At 62.4% G+C, this 13,309-nt stretch carries 16 protein-coding genes; 7 read left to right on the forward strand and 9 right to left on the reverse strand.

The features are described 5' to 3' along the window. Window positions 1–45 precede the first annotated feature (45 nt). Together ACXAEK_RS13815 and ACXAEK_RS13820 are read right to left on the reverse strand one after the other, a co-directional pair. Window positions 46–1,707: a peptidase U32 family protein gene (locus tag ACXAEK_RS13815; RefSeq protein WP_475042712.1), complete on the reverse strand. Its 1,662-nt coding sequence runs from the start codon at window positions 1,705–1,707 to the stop codon at window positions 46–48. A gap of 88 nt (window positions 1,708–1,795) precedes the next feature. Next, window positions 1,796–2,803 carry a GlxA family transcriptional regulator gene (locus ACXAEK_RS13820; protein WP_475042713.1) on the reverse strand — a complete coding sequence of 336 codons (1,008 nt, stop codon included), beginning with the start codon at window positions 2,801–2,803 and terminating at the stop codon, window positions 1,796–1,798. Between the two features lie 252 nt (window positions 2,804–3,055). Between ACXAEK_RS13820 and ACXAEK_RS13825 the strand changes: the two genes are divergently transcribed. The 6 genes from ACXAEK_RS13825 to ACXAEK_RS13850 all read left to right on the forward strand — a co-directional run bounded on the left by ACXAEK_RS13825 (window position 3,056) and on the right by ACXAEK_RS13850 (window position 6,967). Then, window positions 3,056–3,688, forward strand: coding sequence for an ATP-dependent Clp protease proteolytic subunit (locus ACXAEK_RS13825; protein WP_475042715.1), 633 nt, complete (start codon window positions 3,056–3,058; stop codon window positions 3,686–3,688). 149 nt (window positions 3,689–3,837) lie between these two features. After that, window positions 3,838–5,106: an ATP-dependent Clp protease ATP-binding subunit ClpX gene (clpX, locus tag ACXAEK_RS13830; protein ID WP_475042716.1), complete on the forward strand. Its 1,269-nt coding sequence runs from the start codon at window positions 3,838–3,840 to the stop codon at window positions 5,104–5,106. Window positions 5,107–5,244: 138 nt separating this feature from the next. After that, a complete protein-coding gene (locus tag ACXAEK_RS13835; protein ID WP_475042717.1) occupies window positions 5,245–5,610 on the forward strand; it encodes a RidA family protein in 366 nt (121 codons plus the stop codon). 134 nt (window positions 5,611–5,744) lie between these two features. Next, window positions 5,745–6,131: an NADH:ubiquinone oxidoreductase subunit NDUFA12 gene (locus ACXAEK_RS13840; RefSeq protein ID WP_475042719.1), complete on the forward strand. Its 387-nt coding sequence runs from the start codon at window positions 5,745–5,747 to the stop codon at window positions 6,129–6,131. A 24-nt stretch (window positions 6,132–6,155) separates the two neighbouring features. Next, complete coding sequence (gene mlaD / locus ACXAEK_RS13845; protein WP_475042720.1) at window positions 6,156–6,608, forward strand: outer membrane lipid asymmetry maintenance protein MlaD; 453 nt, start codon at window positions 6,156–6,158, stop codon at window positions 6,606–6,608. Further along, a complete protein-coding gene (locus ACXAEK_RS13850; RefSeq protein WP_475042721.1) occupies window positions 6,608–6,967 on the forward strand; it encodes a DUF2155 domain-containing protein in 360 nt (119 codons plus the stop codon). Before mlaD ends, ACXAEK_RS13850 begins: the two co-directional genes overlap by 1 nt. Here ACXAEK_RS13850 and aat read toward each other — a convergent pair. The 4 genes from aat to ACXAEK_RS13870 all read right to left on the reverse strand — a co-directional run bounded on the left by aat (window position 6,931) and on the right by ACXAEK_RS13870 (window position 10,212). After that, the gene (gene aat / locus ACXAEK_RS13855; RefSeq protein WP_475042722.1) at window positions 6,931–7,563 is read right to left on the reverse strand and encodes a leucyl/phenylalanyl-tRNA--protein transferase; all 633 of its coding nucleotides are present in this window, start codon (window positions 7,561–7,563) and stop codon (window positions 6,931–6,933) included. The genes ACXAEK_RS13850 and aat overlap by 37 nt on opposite strands. Before the next feature lie 77 nt (window positions 7,564–7,640). After that, window positions 7,641–8,990, reverse strand: a complete 1,350-nt coding sequence (gene accC, locus ACXAEK_RS13860; protein ID WP_475042724.1) for an acetyl-CoA carboxylase biotin carboxylase subunit — start codon at window positions 8,988–8,990, stop codon at window positions 7,641–7,643. Between the two features lie 9 nt (window positions 8,991–8,999). Continuing rightward, window positions 9,000–9,509, reverse strand: a complete 510-nt coding sequence (gene accB / locus ACXAEK_RS13865; RefSeq protein WP_475042725.1) for an acetyl-CoA carboxylase biotin carboxyl carrier protein — start codon at window positions 9,507–9,509, stop codon at window positions 9,000–9,002. A gap of 166 nt (window positions 9,510–9,675) precedes the next feature. Continuing rightward, the gene (locus ACXAEK_RS13870) at window positions 9,676–10,212 is read right to left on the reverse strand and encodes a PAS domain-containing protein (protein ID WP_475042727.1); all 537 of its coding nucleotides are present in this window, start codon (window positions 10,210–10,212) and stop codon (window positions 9,676–9,678) included. 95 nt (window positions 10,213–10,307) lie between these two features. On the opposite strand from ACXAEK_RS13870, the gene ACXAEK_RS13875 reads away from it, so the two are divergent. Further along, the gene (locus ACXAEK_RS13875; protein ID WP_475042729.1) at window positions 10,308–11,804 is read left to right on the forward strand and encodes a class I adenylate-forming enzyme family protein; all 1,497 of its coding nucleotides are present in this window, start codon (window positions 10,308–10,310) and stop codon (window positions 11,802–11,804) included. Window positions 11,805–11,811: 7 nt separating this feature from the next. Here the strand turns inward: ACXAEK_RS13875 and ACXAEK_RS13880 are convergent, their stop codons facing one another. From ACXAEK_RS13880 to ACXAEK_RS13890, 3 genes are all read right to left on the reverse strand, one after another. Further along, a complete protein-coding gene (locus ACXAEK_RS13880; protein ID WP_475042731.1) occupies window positions 11,812–12,357 on the reverse strand; it encodes a helix-turn-helix transcriptional regulator in 546 nt (181 codons plus the stop codon). Next, window positions 12,354–12,893: a cytochrome b/b6 domain-containing protein gene (locus ACXAEK_RS13885; protein ID WP_475042733.1), complete on the reverse strand. Its 540-nt coding sequence runs from the start codon at window positions 12,891–12,893 to the stop codon at window positions 12,354–12,356. The genes ACXAEK_RS13880 and ACXAEK_RS13885 overlap by 4 nt, the downstream gene beginning before the upstream one ends. A 63-nt stretch (window positions 12,894–12,956) precedes the next feature. Beyond that, on the reverse strand, window positions 12,957–13,217 hold the full coding sequence (locus tag ACXAEK_RS13890) for a PepSY domain-containing protein (RefSeq protein WP_475042734.1): 261 nt from the start codon (window positions 13,215–13,217) through the stop codon (window positions 12,957–12,959). Window positions 13,218–13,309 lie beyond the last annotated feature (92 nt).

The raw sequence follows: 13,309 nt of genomic DNA on the forward strand, positions 1-13,309 counted from the left end.
CCTTCGGCGGCGGGATTTGAAGGGGCGCCCGGTGGCGCCCCTTTTTTACACGCTTTCGCCAGCGGCCCGTTTCAGTTCGGTAGCTTCGGAGCGGCTCAGCATTTCGCCCTGCTTGCGTTTTTGCAGCGCGGTGCGGGCGAGTTCGTATTGCGGATCCTGCCAGAAGATCAGGCAGCCGTTGCAGCCCTTGCCGCAGCAGCCCTCGGTGCCGACGCGGTTGGTCTTGAAGCGCTTTTCATTGCTGTCCTGCGCGATGCTGTCCGCCAGGGCGTCGCGGCGGCGGGCGTAGGCCTTGGGGTTGCTTTTGCCTGAGACTTCAAGAGCTTGTGTCATCTTGTCAAAGCGGATGCGGTTCCATTGTTCCTCAGTCAGCGCGCGTTCCTTGCGCAGGACGGTAAATGCCGGGAAGCGGGCCTTGAGCGCCTCGATGTTCTCGTGGTCAAACAGGGCAAAGGGCAGGCGGATTACGGTCTGGGTGCTGCCGTGCACCGCTTCCGTACGGCTGCCGTCTTTGGCGGCCTCGAAGTCATAGACCCGCAGCAGCACGGTTTCCCGGGCGATGGGGGAGACAAACTCCAGCACCTCGCCGGCAGTCAGCTTGGCCTTGACCAGAACCTGGAAGGCGTCGTCAGTCACTTCTGTCACAACGCCTGCGTATTCCCATTGGGCCAGGCTGGCGGTGTGCTCGTAATCATGCGCCAGGTTGTTCAGGCGCCCATCGTGGAAGGCCAGCGTGTAGCCGCGGTTGCCGACTGCCTCCAACTCGCGCATATAGGGCTTGGGGTCCCAGCCCTCGGGGTCGGCGTAGTAGTCGTCGATGGCCATCCGGTAGGCGCGGGCCACGATGGCGGCGTAGTATTCCGATTTGCCGCGGCCTTCGACCTTGAGGCTGTCGACGCCGATCTTCAGGTAGTCGTCCAGCTTCGGCATGATGCAGAGGTCGCGGGAATTGAGGATGTAGGAGCCGCGGCCGTCTTCCTCGATCGGCATCAGCTCACCGGGGCGGCAGCCTTCCTCCAGCAGGAACTCGAACATATCCGCGTTGGTCTCATTGATGTCCAGCTCCTGCACGGTGCCGTCCTTCAGCCGCATCCGCACACCGTAGTTCCAGCGGCAGGAATTGGCGCAATTGCCCTGGTTGGCGCCGCGCTCGGCCATGAAGTTGGAGAGCAGGCAGCGCCCGGAGTAGGTCATGCACATGGCACCGTGCACGAAGGCTTCGAGCTTGATATCAGGGCATTTTTCACGGATTTCGGCCAACTCGGGATAGGAGACCTCGCGCGCCAGAACCACCAGATCGGCGCCCTGGTCCTGCCAGAACTTGACCGACAGCCAGGAGCAGATATTGGCCTGGGTAGAGACATGCAGCGGAATCTCGGGCGCGCGGTCTTTCACGTATTGAAACACGCCGGGATCCGCGATGATCAGCCCGTCGGGGCGCACCTTGCGGACGGTTTCGATGTATTCATCGAGCTTGGGGATGTCCTTGTTGTGCGAAAACAGGTTCAGGGTGAGGTACGCGCGGCGGCCATGGCTGTGACAGAATTCCACGCCCTGGATCACTTCCTCCAGCGTGAACTCGGATTTAGTGCGCAGGGACATGTCGGGGGTGCCGAGGTAGACAGCATCGGCGCCATAGAGAATGGCCATTTTCAGTTTGCGCAGATTGCCCGCGGGCATTAGCAGTTCGGATCGCTTGGTGGTCATCAGTCGGGCCTGGCGTAAAGGAGGATTTGAGGTGCTCCTTTACGCGGCCTGGGCCTGGTGCGATTTGCGCTGGATCAAACCGGGGCCGTCAGCTCCAGCCCTTGCGGAAGAAATGCGGCGAGGCGCCGAACTTGCGTTTGAACTGGCGCGAAAAATGGGTGGCGGAATTGAAGCCTGAGGCGAGTGCGATTTCGGTGACACTCATCGAGGTTTCGTTCATCAGCGCAAAGGCATGGCTGAGGCGCATGTCGAAATAGACATGCATCGGGCTTTGGTTCAGGTAGCGCGAGAACAGCCGTTCCAGCTGGCGGCGGGAGATGTCGAGACGGTCGCACAGCTCGCCGATCGACAGCGGCTCCTCGATTGATTCCTGCATCAGTTGCAGCGCGTTCAGCAGGCGCTGGTTGCGGCTGCCGATGGCAACCGCGTAGTTCGACTTCTGCGGCGCCGCTTGGCCGCCGGAGCGCACATGCAGACACATATCGGCAACGATGATCGCCAGCTGCTTGCCGTGGCGTTCCTCGATCAGGTGCAGCATCATGTCGGTGGCCGCATTGCCGCCGCCGCAGGTCATCAGGGGGCCCGAGATTTCGAAGATATTGGGAGAAGGTTCCAGGCTCGGGTAGCTTTCCAGAAAGCCTGGCTGGTTTTCCCAGTGCAGGGTGAACTTGTGGTTCTTGATCAATCCCGCCTGCGCGAGCGCAAAGGCGCCGGTGCAGATGCCGCCGATGGAACGGCCAAAGCGGCTTTCGCGGCGCAGCCAGTTCAGGGTGACCTCGCTGGCGGCACTGTGCGGCTCGACGCCTGCGCAAACAAATCCCAGCGAATCCGAAGGCAGCGGCTGCAGCGGCGTGTCGGGCGTCACCACCATGCCGTTGGAGCAGCGCACCGGCTGGCCGTCCTCTGTCATGATGTACCAGCGGTAGAGCCGGGTTCCGGTCACCTGGTTGGCAATGCGCAGAGGTTCGATTGCAGCAGCCACCGGCAGCATGGTCGCCTTGGGCAGCAGCAGGAAATAGAAATCCTGCGGCTCGCCCTCGAACGGGACGGCGAGATTGGCGGCGGCGCCTTTCTGAACGAAGCTGTCATCGGACATGGCGGGACCCCAGCGCAGCACCCGGGGCAAAGCACCAGGCGGAATTCGGACTTAATTTTGCTTCCTAAGGGCCTGCCGCAGAAAGCAGCCCGAGAATAGCGACAGCGTTCCAGCAGATTGCGACACCAGATACAGGTTTGCGTCATCGTGAAAATGCCTGCCGCCTCTTGCAGGTCAAAAGGGGCGATACTAAGACTTAGGTAACACTCCGTCGGGTATGGTGCCGGACATAAACAACGCAGGCAGGTCGAAATGATTGATCCCAGAGAAACATACATGAACACCCTGGTCCCGATGGTGGTTGAGCAGACCAGCCGGGGCGAGCGGGCCTATGACATCTTTTCCCGTCTGCTGAAGGAGCGGATCATTTTCCTGAACGGGCCGGTGCACGACGGGATGAGCTCGCTGATCGTGGCGCAGCTCTTGCATCTTGAGGCGGAAAACCCGTCCAAGGAAATCTCGATGTACATCAACAGCCCTGGCGGCGTCGTGACCTCCGGCCTGTCGATCTATGACACCATGCAGTACATCAAGCCGAAGGTCTCAACCCTGGTGATCGGCCAGGCGGCATCCATGGGCTCGCTGCTGCTGACCGCGGGTGAGCCGGGCATGCGCTTCTCGCTGCCGAATTCCCGCGTGATGGTGCACCAGCCCTCGGGCGGCTTCCAGGGCCAGGCGACCGACATCATGATTTACGCCGAGGAAACCCTGAAGCTGAAGAAGCGTTTGAACGAGATCTACGTCAAGCACACCGGCCAGGAATATGACACCATCGTGGATGCGCTGGAGCGTGACAATTTCATGTCGCCTGAAGAGGCCAAGGAATTCGGCTTGATCGACGAGATCGTCGAGAACCGCGCCAAGGGCGATGACGAGCAGGCCTGACGCCTGCGGTTGTGAACAGCTGTGTGCCCCGGGTTCAAATTGGGGCGCACTTTCACATTGTGGCGGCCTAAGCACTGGCTTAAGCTGACAGAAAGTTGGATTGCCCCGCAGTGCGGGCGCAGCGGACCGGGCGGACTGAAAGGTAGACCATGGCGACGAATTCAGGCGGCGACAGCAAAAACACCCTTTATTGCAGCTTTTGCGGCAAGAGCCAGCATGAGGTGCGCAAGCTGATCGCAGGCCCCACCGTATTCATTTGCGATGAATGCGTTGAACTGTGCATGGATATCATCCGTGAGGAGACCAAGGCTTCCGGGCTGAAGGCTACCGACGGCGTGCCGACGCCCAAGGACATCTGCCAGGTGCTGGATGATTACGTGATCGGCCAGGCCACGGCCAAGCGGGTGCTGTCGGTTGCCGTGCACAACCACTACAAGCGTCTGAACCACGCGCAGAAGGCGGGCTCGGACATCGAACTGGCGAAATCGAACATCCTGCTGATCGGCCCGACCGGCTGCGGCAAGACGCTGCTGGCGCAGACGCTGGCGCGGATCCTGGATGTGCCCTTTACCATGGCGGATGCGACCACGCTGACCGAAGCGGGCTACGTGGGCGAGGATGTCGAGAATATCATTCTGAAGCTTCTGCAGGCATCCGAATACAACGTCGAACGGGCGCAGCGCGGCATCGTCTACATCGACGAGGTCGACAAGATCACCCGCAAGTCGGAAAACCCCTCGATCACCCGCGACGTGTCGGGCGAGGGCGTGCAGCAGGCGCTGTTGAAACTGATGGAGGGTACCGTGGCCTCGGTGCCGCCGCAGGGCGGGCGCAAGCATCCGCAGCAGGAGTTCCTGCAGGTGGACACCACCAACATCCTGTTCATCTGCGGCGGTGCCTTTGCCGGTCTGGACCGGATCATCGCGCAGCGCGGCAAGGGCTCGGCGATGGGCTTTGGCGCCGATGTGCGCGACAATGACGAGCGCGGCGTCGGCGAGATCTTCCAGGACCTGGAGCCCGAAGACCTGCTGAAATTCGGCCTGATCCCGGAATTTGTTGGCCGTCTGCCGGTTCTGGCAACGCTGGAGGATCTGGACGAGGACGCGCTGGTAATCATCCTGACCCAGCCCAAGAACGCTCTGGTCAAGCAATACCAGCGCCTGTTCGAGCTGGAAGACACCGAGCTGGACTTCACCGACGAGGCGCTGAAGGCGATTGCCCGCAAGGCGATCGAACGCAAAACCGGCGCGCGCGGCCTACGCTCGATCATGGAGGACATCCTGCTGGATACCATGTTTGACCTGCCCGGCATGGAGAGCGTGACCAAGGTGGTTGTCAATGAGGAGGCGGTGACCTCGGAGGCGCAGCCGCTGATGATCCATGCGGATGCCGAGAAAGAGCCGGCGTCAGCGGGCTGAGCGGAGAGGACTTAGATCAGACGGCGCGGTGTTTTCCGCGCCGTTTGTTTTTGGGGGACGGTTGGATGGGGGCTCTGCCCCCGCAGCGGCAGGCCGCTGCGCCCCCGGGATATTTTTGGCAAGAGGAAGGAGAGGGCAGTGATCAAGCGGATTTCCTCCGGGGGAGAATTCGAGGCCAAGATTGGCTATTGCCGGGCTGTTGTGGCCGGCGGGTTTGTGCATGTGGCGGGCACCGTGGGGCAGGGCGACGATGTTGTGGCCCAGTGCAAATCGGCGCTGGAAACCATTGGCGCGGCGCTGGAGAAGGCGGGCGCGGGATTTTCCGATGCGGTGCGGGTGAACTACTATCTGCCGGATGCAGCTGAGTTCGAACCCTGCTGGCCGGTCCTGGCAGAAGCATTTGGCGCCAACCCTCCGGCGGCGACCATGGTGGAATGCAATCTGATTGATCCCAAGTTCCGCATCGAGATCGAACTGACCGCGCTGGCGCCTGCTGAAAGCTGAACGGGCCAGCGGCGCAGCGGCCGCTGAGGTAAATCTGCCAAATCCCGCCAGGTCCCGGGCTGCCCAAGGCGCAAGCCACTGGACCTTGGCGGGAAATTGGGCCATATCGAAGACGCAAAAATCCGGAGGCACCCATGGGAATCCTGAACACACTTCTGCGCGCCGTGACCTGGTGGAACGGCTCCACCCTGAACACCCGGATCTTCACCGCCCGCAAGGGCATAAAGGTGGGTGAGGATGATCAGGGCAACGTGTTCTACCGAAATGCGGACGACAGCAAGCGCTGGGTGATGTTCAACGGCGAAGTGGAAGCATCCCGTGTCAGCCCCGACTGGCACGGCTGGCTGCACCGGACCTTTGACGAGGTGCCGAGCGAAAAGCCGCTGAAGCACAAGGCCTGGGAAAAGCCGCATCAGGAAAACCTGACCGGCACTATGATGGCTTATGCCCCGGCGGGCTCCATCCGTGCAGGCGGTGCCCCGAAAGAGCGCCGCGATTATGAGGCCTGGGTGCCCGAGTAAAACATCTGCCAGAAGGCTGATTTCATGTCCCATAACCCTACCGAAGTTTTTGCCGGCGGTGTCGTTCTGGCCGCGGCAGTTGCCTTTGCCGTCTATGCAGGGCAGGCAGCGGGCCTGTCGCAGGGCGGATCCACCTATGATCTGAACGCCTCTTTCCGGTCGCTGGAAGGTGTCAGCGTCGGCACCGACGTGCGGCTGGCCGGCGTCAAGATCGGCACGGTCACTGGGGTTGGCCTGAACCCTGAGACATTCCGCGCGGATACTGTGTTTTCCGTGAAGGAAGGCATCGAGATCCCGGATGACAGCGCTGTGGTTATTTCCTCCGAGGGCTTGCTGGGCGGCAATTTCGTGGAGATCATGCCTGGCGGATCGCCATTTGCTTTTGAGACCGGCGACGAGATTGAAGATACCCAGGGCGCGGTCAGCCTGATTTCGCTGCTGGTCAAATTCGTTGCGGGCGGCGGAGAAGAATCTTGATGCGTCTGACTGCTGCGCTGACGGCCTGTGTTCTGGCGCTGCCAGCCTGGGGGCAGGAGCAGGCGGCGCAGGGAAATGCTGCGGTGCTGCGGGCGCTGGACAAGGTCAACGGCCACACGATGGACGCCGAAGTAGCGATTGGGGCCAGTGCTGAGCTGTTCGGGCTGCTGGTGACGGTTTCAGATTGCCGCTACCCGGCAGAGAATCCGACGGGCGATGCTTTTGCTTATCTGACCGTACGCAATCCGGATGATGGCGCGACGCATTTTCAGGGTTGGATGATTGCTTCCAGCCCGGCGCTGAACGCGCTGGACCACAACCGTTATGATGTCTGGGTCATGCGCTGCAGCAGCAGCTGAGGCGCGGGCACCGCGGGCTGCATGAAATCCGCATCTTTCGACAGGGCTTCGCGCAGCAGCGCGCGGTAGCGGGCCCGGGTGACTTCAATTCCGCCCAGTGAGGCCAGATGCGGGGTCAGGAACTGCGTGTCGCACAAGGTGAAGCCCGCCTGCACAAGCCGGTCGGTCAGATAGGTCAGGGCAACCTTGGAGGCGTCGCGGCTGCGGGAGAACATGCTCTCGCCAAAGAAGGCGCCGCCCAGCGAGACACCATAGGTGCCGCCGGCCAGCATTCCCTGATGCCAGACTTCCAGCGAATGGGCGTTGCCCATCATGTGCAGGTCCAGATAACGGTCCCGGATTTCGCTGTTGATCCAGGTCTCTGCCCGGTCGGCGCAGCCGTCAACCACGCCGGCAAAGTCCCGGTTCACGGTGATCTCGAACCCGCCGTTGCGGATGCGCTTGGCGAGGGAGCGGGAGATGCGGAAACCGTCCAGCGGCAGGATTCCCCGACGTTTGGGGTCGACCCAGAACACTTCCGGGTCGTCGCGGTGTTCGGCCATCGGGAAAACACCGGCGGAATAGGCGTGCAGCAAGAGATCCGCAGTCAAGCTCATGGTGCCGGTCAGTATAAACGGGAAATGGGGGCAAATGTAAAACGGGGCGCTGCCAATGGCGCGCGCCCCGTGAGGTGTTAACCCGGCGTGTTTTCTTCCAGCCAGCGTTCCAGCCAGTGGATGCCGTAGTCACCGGTGTGGATGTCCTGTTCCTGCAAGAGCGCGTGGAACAGCGGCACGGTGGTGTCGATGCCATCGATGATCAGCTCGCCCAGGGCGCGGTTCAAACGCGCCAGCGCCTCGGTCCGGTCGCGGCCGTGCACGATCAGCTTGCCGATCAGCGAGTCGTAATAGGGGGGGATCGAATAGCCGTCATAAAGCGCCGAATCCATCCGCACGCCCAGCCCGCCGGGAGCGTGGAATGCGGTGATTTTGCCCGGGCAGGGGGCAAAGTTCGGCAGTTTCTCGGCGTTGATCCGCACCTCGATGGCGTGGCCGTTGATCTCCAGGTCGTCCTGGGTGAAGGACATCGGCAGGCCTTCGGCCACACGGATCTGCTCGCGCACCAGGTCGACGCCAAAGATGGCCTCTGTCACCGGATGCTCCACCTGCAGGCGGGTGTTCATCTCGATGAAGTAGAACTCTCCGTCCTCATAAAGGAACTCGACAGTTCCCGCGCCGGAATAGCCCATCTTGCCCACGGCGTCGGCGCAGATCTTGCCGATGCGGGCGCGTTCTTCCGGAGTGATGCAGGGGCCGGGGGCCTCTTCAAAAACCTTCTGGTGGCGGCGCTGCAGCGAGCAGTCGCGTTCAGCCAGGTGAATGCCGGTGCCCTTGCCGTCGCCAAAGACCTGAACTTCGATGTGACGCGGTTTCTGGAGATATTTCTCCATGTAAACCTCATCATTGCCAAAAGCGGCCTTGGCTTCGGAGCGCGCGGTGGAGAAGGCGACCTCAAGGTCTTTCTCGTTCACGGCCACCTTCATGCCACGGCCGCCGCCGCCGGCGGTGGCCTTGATGATCACCGGGTAGCCCATGTCGGCTGCGGCCTTCTTGGCCGACGCCAGGTCCGGCACGCCCCCATCGGAGCCCGGAACCACCGGGATGCCGAGGTTCTTGGCGGTTTCCTTGGCGGTGATCTTGTCACCCATGATGCGGATGTGTTCAGCCGAGGGGCCAATGAAGGTCAGCCCGTGGTCTTCGATGATCTGAACGAAATTGGCGTTTTCCGACAGGAAGCCATAGCCCGGGTGGATCGCCTGGGCGCCGGTGATCTCGCAGGCGGAGATGATGGCCGGGATCGACAGATAGCTTTGGGCGCCCGACGGCGGGCCGATGCAGACCAATTCATCGGCCATGCGCACGTGCATCGCGTCAGCGTCGGCGGTGGAATGCACCGCCACCGACTTGATGCCCATTTCGCGACAGGCACGGATCACGCGCAGTGCGATCTCGCCGCGGTTGGCAATCAGGATCTTGTCAAACATGGCAGATCCTTACTCGATGATGGCCAGGGGGGTTCCGAATTCAACGGCTGCGCCGTCTTCGACCAGGATGCGCTTCACGGTGCCGGATTTCGGCGCCGGGATGTGGTTCATGGTCTTCATGGCTTCGACGATCAGCAGGGTGTCGCCTTCGCTGACCTGCTGGCCAACGGAAATGAAGGCGGCTGCGCCGGGTTCCGGTGCCAGATAGACGGTACCGACCATCGGCGAGGTCACGGCGCCGGGGTGGCTGGCAGGATCGTCGGTGGCAGCTGCAGCCGGGGCCGGTGCGGCAGCAGGCGCAGCAGCGGCTGCAACCGGGGCAGGGGCGGCAGCGGCGGCAGGCACGGCAACCTGAACCGGTGCAGCAGCCATGGCGGTCTGACGCGAGACACGCACATTCAGGCTGTCCTCCTCGCCGTATTCCCGCTTGACCTGCAGTTCGGTCAGATCGTTGTCGCGCAGCAGTTCCGCCAGCGCCTTGATGAATGCCACATCCGCTTCGTGAGATTTGTTTGTCATATTGTCCTCAGCCGGTTCCGACATGCCCGCCCAGGCCCGAAAAGCCCGGCAGGCAGGAAATTAGCGCGCTTATAGGGCAAGGATTACCGCAAGGAAAGCGCTGTCGATGCTTGGCGTAACATGGAGGCAGATTGACGGATTTGCAATTGCCCGCCGCAAAATTGCCTCAGAGCGGCATGCCGGTCAGCTTGGCCACCAGTTCCGGCAGCTTGCGGGCTCCGAATTTCTGCAGCAGATGCGCCCGGTGGCTTTCCACGGTGCGGTAAGACAGGTCCAGCTGCTTGCCGATTTCCTTGGCTGACAGCCCCTTGCAGGTGAGGATCGCCACCTCGCGCTCGCGCGGAGTGAGGGAGACCACGGGGCGGTCGTCTGAGATATCGGCAAAGGACCAGATCCCGGTCTGAAACGGTGCCTCAGGTGTCACCGAGCGGCCGCGTACCCGGCACCAAAACAATCCGCCGGCCCGGCGCCGCATGATGCGTTCGTCGCTGTAGCTGCCGCTTTGCGCCTCGGGCTGCTGCAGCAGGGCTCCGATGCGGTTGAAATCCTCCTGGCTGGGATACAGCTCGGCAATCAGCATGCCGGTGTAATCGGCTGGCGCGCCGCCAAAGGTCGCCGCGAATTGCAGGTTGCACCGGGTGATGACGCGGCGTTCCAGCACGGCAAGGCCCACAGGGGCATGGTCAAAGGCGAGATCGCTCATATGGTAGGTCTACCCGGGTATTTCTTCGGAATTGAAGTGGCTTGTCCTTGCGTGCCACGTTGCGCGCTGCGGGGCAAGCCGGAGAGGATGGGCATATGAACTTGGCAGTTTGGCTGCAGCGGATGGCAGCGGCGGATGGCGCTCGGCCTGCGTTGTATCACGGGCAGGAGCTGGTCGCGGATTATGCTGGCTTCCACGCCCGGGCGGCATCCGTTGCGGGCTGGCTGCAAGCGCAGAATGTCCAGCCCGGCGACCGGGTTGGCATTTTCATGAAGAATAGCCCGGATTATCTGATTGCCCTTTACGGCATCTGGTACGCAGGCGCGGCGGCCGTGCCGGTCAACGCCAAGCTGCACGGCAAGGAGGCGGAGTTCATCCTGCAAAACTCTGGTGCCGGTCTGGTGTTCACCTCGCCTGGTCTGACAGAGGCAGTCGCAGCTGGTGAGGCTCAGGTCCGCTGCGTCGACATTACGGGTGCGGACTACGAACAGGCGTTGCAGGCGGAGCCGGTGGCGGAACCGGTGTCGCGCGCGCCCGGCGATCTGGCCTGGCTGTTTTATACTTCGGGTACCACCGGGCGGCCAAAGGGTGTGATGATCACCCACCGGATGCTGGTGAACATGGCCATCGCCTATTTTGCCGATGTGGATCAGGTGAGCGCGAAGGATCATGCGCTTTACGCAGCACCGATGAGCCACGGCGCCGGGATTTATGCGATCCAGCATGTGCTGGCAGGGGCCGCGCATGTCTGCCCGGTGTCCGGCGGGTTCGACGAGGCAGAGATCTTTGATCTGGCCGCGCATTTTGGCCGTGTCCATATGTTTGCCGCACCCACCATGGTCACCAGAATGACGGCTGAGGCGAAACGGCTGGACCGCAAGGGCGAGGGGCTGCGCACCGTCGTCTATGCCGGCGGGCCGATGTATGTGGCCGACATCATGGAGGCGGTGGAGCATTTCGGCCCGGTCTTTGTGCAGGTCTATGGCCAGGGCGAATGCCCGATGGCGATCACCGCGCTGCCGCGCCATGATGTGCAGGACCGCAGGCATCCGCGGTGGAAGGAACGGCTGGCCAGCGTCGGCAGGGCGCAAAGCATGGTCGAGGTGCGCATCGGTTCGCCGGAGGGGGAGTTGCTGCCGGCGGGCAGCCATGGCGAGATCATGGTGCGCGGCGATGCGGTGATGCCGGGCTATTGGCAGAACCCGGAGGCCACGGCCAAGACGCTGGTGAAGGGTTGGCTGATGACAGGGGACATGGGCGTGATGGATGAAGACGGCTACCTGACGCTGCAGGACCGGTCCAAAGACATGATCATCACCGGCGGCTCCAACGTCTACCCGCGCGAGGTAGAGGAGGTGCTGCTGATGCATCCAGGCGTGCGCGAGGTCTCGGTAGTGGGGCGGCGGCATGCGGACTGGGGCGAGGAAGTGGTGGCCTTTGTTGTCGGAGATGCGCCGGAGACAGAGCTGGACGAACTGTGCAACAGCAGGATTGCCCGGTTCAAACGCCCCAAGGCCTATCTGCGCATCGAGGCGCTGCCCAAGAACAACTACGGCAAGGTGCTGAAGACGGAACTGCGCAAAATGCTGTGAGGGCCGTTCAGGCAGTGCGGGCAGAGCCGCCGCCGGCTGCCGCCGGGCGCTGGCCCATCATAGTGTCGATCAAGAGGCTCATCAGTTCGGCCCGGTTGCTGGTGCCGGATTTGCGGTAGATCGCGTTGAGCTGCGCCTTGACCGTGCCCTCGGCACTGCCGCGCATGGCAGCGATTTCGGCGGTGCTGAGGCCTTTGACCAGAAAGGTCGCGACATCCAGCTCCGCCGGCGTCAGGCTCCAGTTGGCAAATTCCGCGTCGATCACTTCCTGAACTGCGGCCTGGGCCGAATTCAGGCTGTCCTCCAGATGCGCCTTGCGCCGCAACAGCCACATCAGGATGCGGGTCTCGATCACGATGGCGGCCAGCAGGGCCACCGCCGCCACGCCCTCGATATAGGCATGCGCGCCTTCGCCCTGCTCCGCCTCGCCTGCCTCCATGCCGGAAAGGTCGGCGAACATGTCCCCCAGAAACACCGCCGCGCAGAGAGCCTGCACGGCGATGACGGCAATCAGGATCCAGGGTTTGGCCGGGTCTTGCCGGTTCGGTGTCATTGCGCAGGCTCCGTGTCGGTTGCAGGCAGTTCTTTGTAGCCAGTGACCATGGCGCGCGCCAGATTGACTTTGGTGCGGCGGCTTTCGAACAGCACCGCCGCCACATGCAGCAGAACCGAGATTTCCGCCCAGGAAACCAGCGCCTCATGCAGGTCTTCCGGCCAGCCAGCGGCTGGGATCACGCTGGCCGCCAGCCAGCCTGTCAGCGCAACAGCCAGCAGCGTCAGCAGCAGATTGTAGATCATCAGAGCCCCCAGCGGAGAATGCCCTGTGTGGCGGCTGGTCCGGCTGGTGGCGATTTCTGTCAGCTGGCCTGCCGCGGCGCGGGCATCCGGCGGGAAGCTGGCAAACCGCGCGTAGCGGCTGCCGATCAGCCCCCAGATCACGCGCAGGCCTACAAGCGCTGCGATGAAATAGCCGATGTATTGGTGTAGGGTCCCGTCCGGGTCGGTCAGCAACGCATTGGCGGCAAACCCGGCCGCCAGCAGCCAGTGAAACGACCGCACCATCGGGTCCCAGACATATGTTTTCTGCATGTCAGCCTCCTGTTGCCCGGGGCGCAGGGATGCCGGCCCCGGGATGTACCTGGTCTGTGGCGGTCAGTCGTCGTCGTTGTCTTCTTCGATCTTCACGACCTCGAACTGCTGGTTCAGAAGGAACTCGTATTCTTTGCCGTCTTTGGTGGCTTCGGCCTCGAACATGCCGTCTTCGGCTTCGATCTCCGTGACCTGAAAGCCCTGGCCGGTCAGCAGATCGCTGATCTTGGTTTCGGTGTCCGGGCTGATGGATGTTTCCGAGGCGAGCGCCGCAGCGGCGGGCAGGGTGAGGGCAAGGGCCAGAATTTTTACAGAAGCGTGCATGGTCATGTCCTTTTTCGCTGTGTGATTGGCCTGCGCCGGTCAGCGCGGGCTGTCTCAGCGATTTTGGGGGGAGGGCGGACATTCAGAATAGG

The organism is Leisingera sp. ABM4_101, from assembly GCF_056158725.1.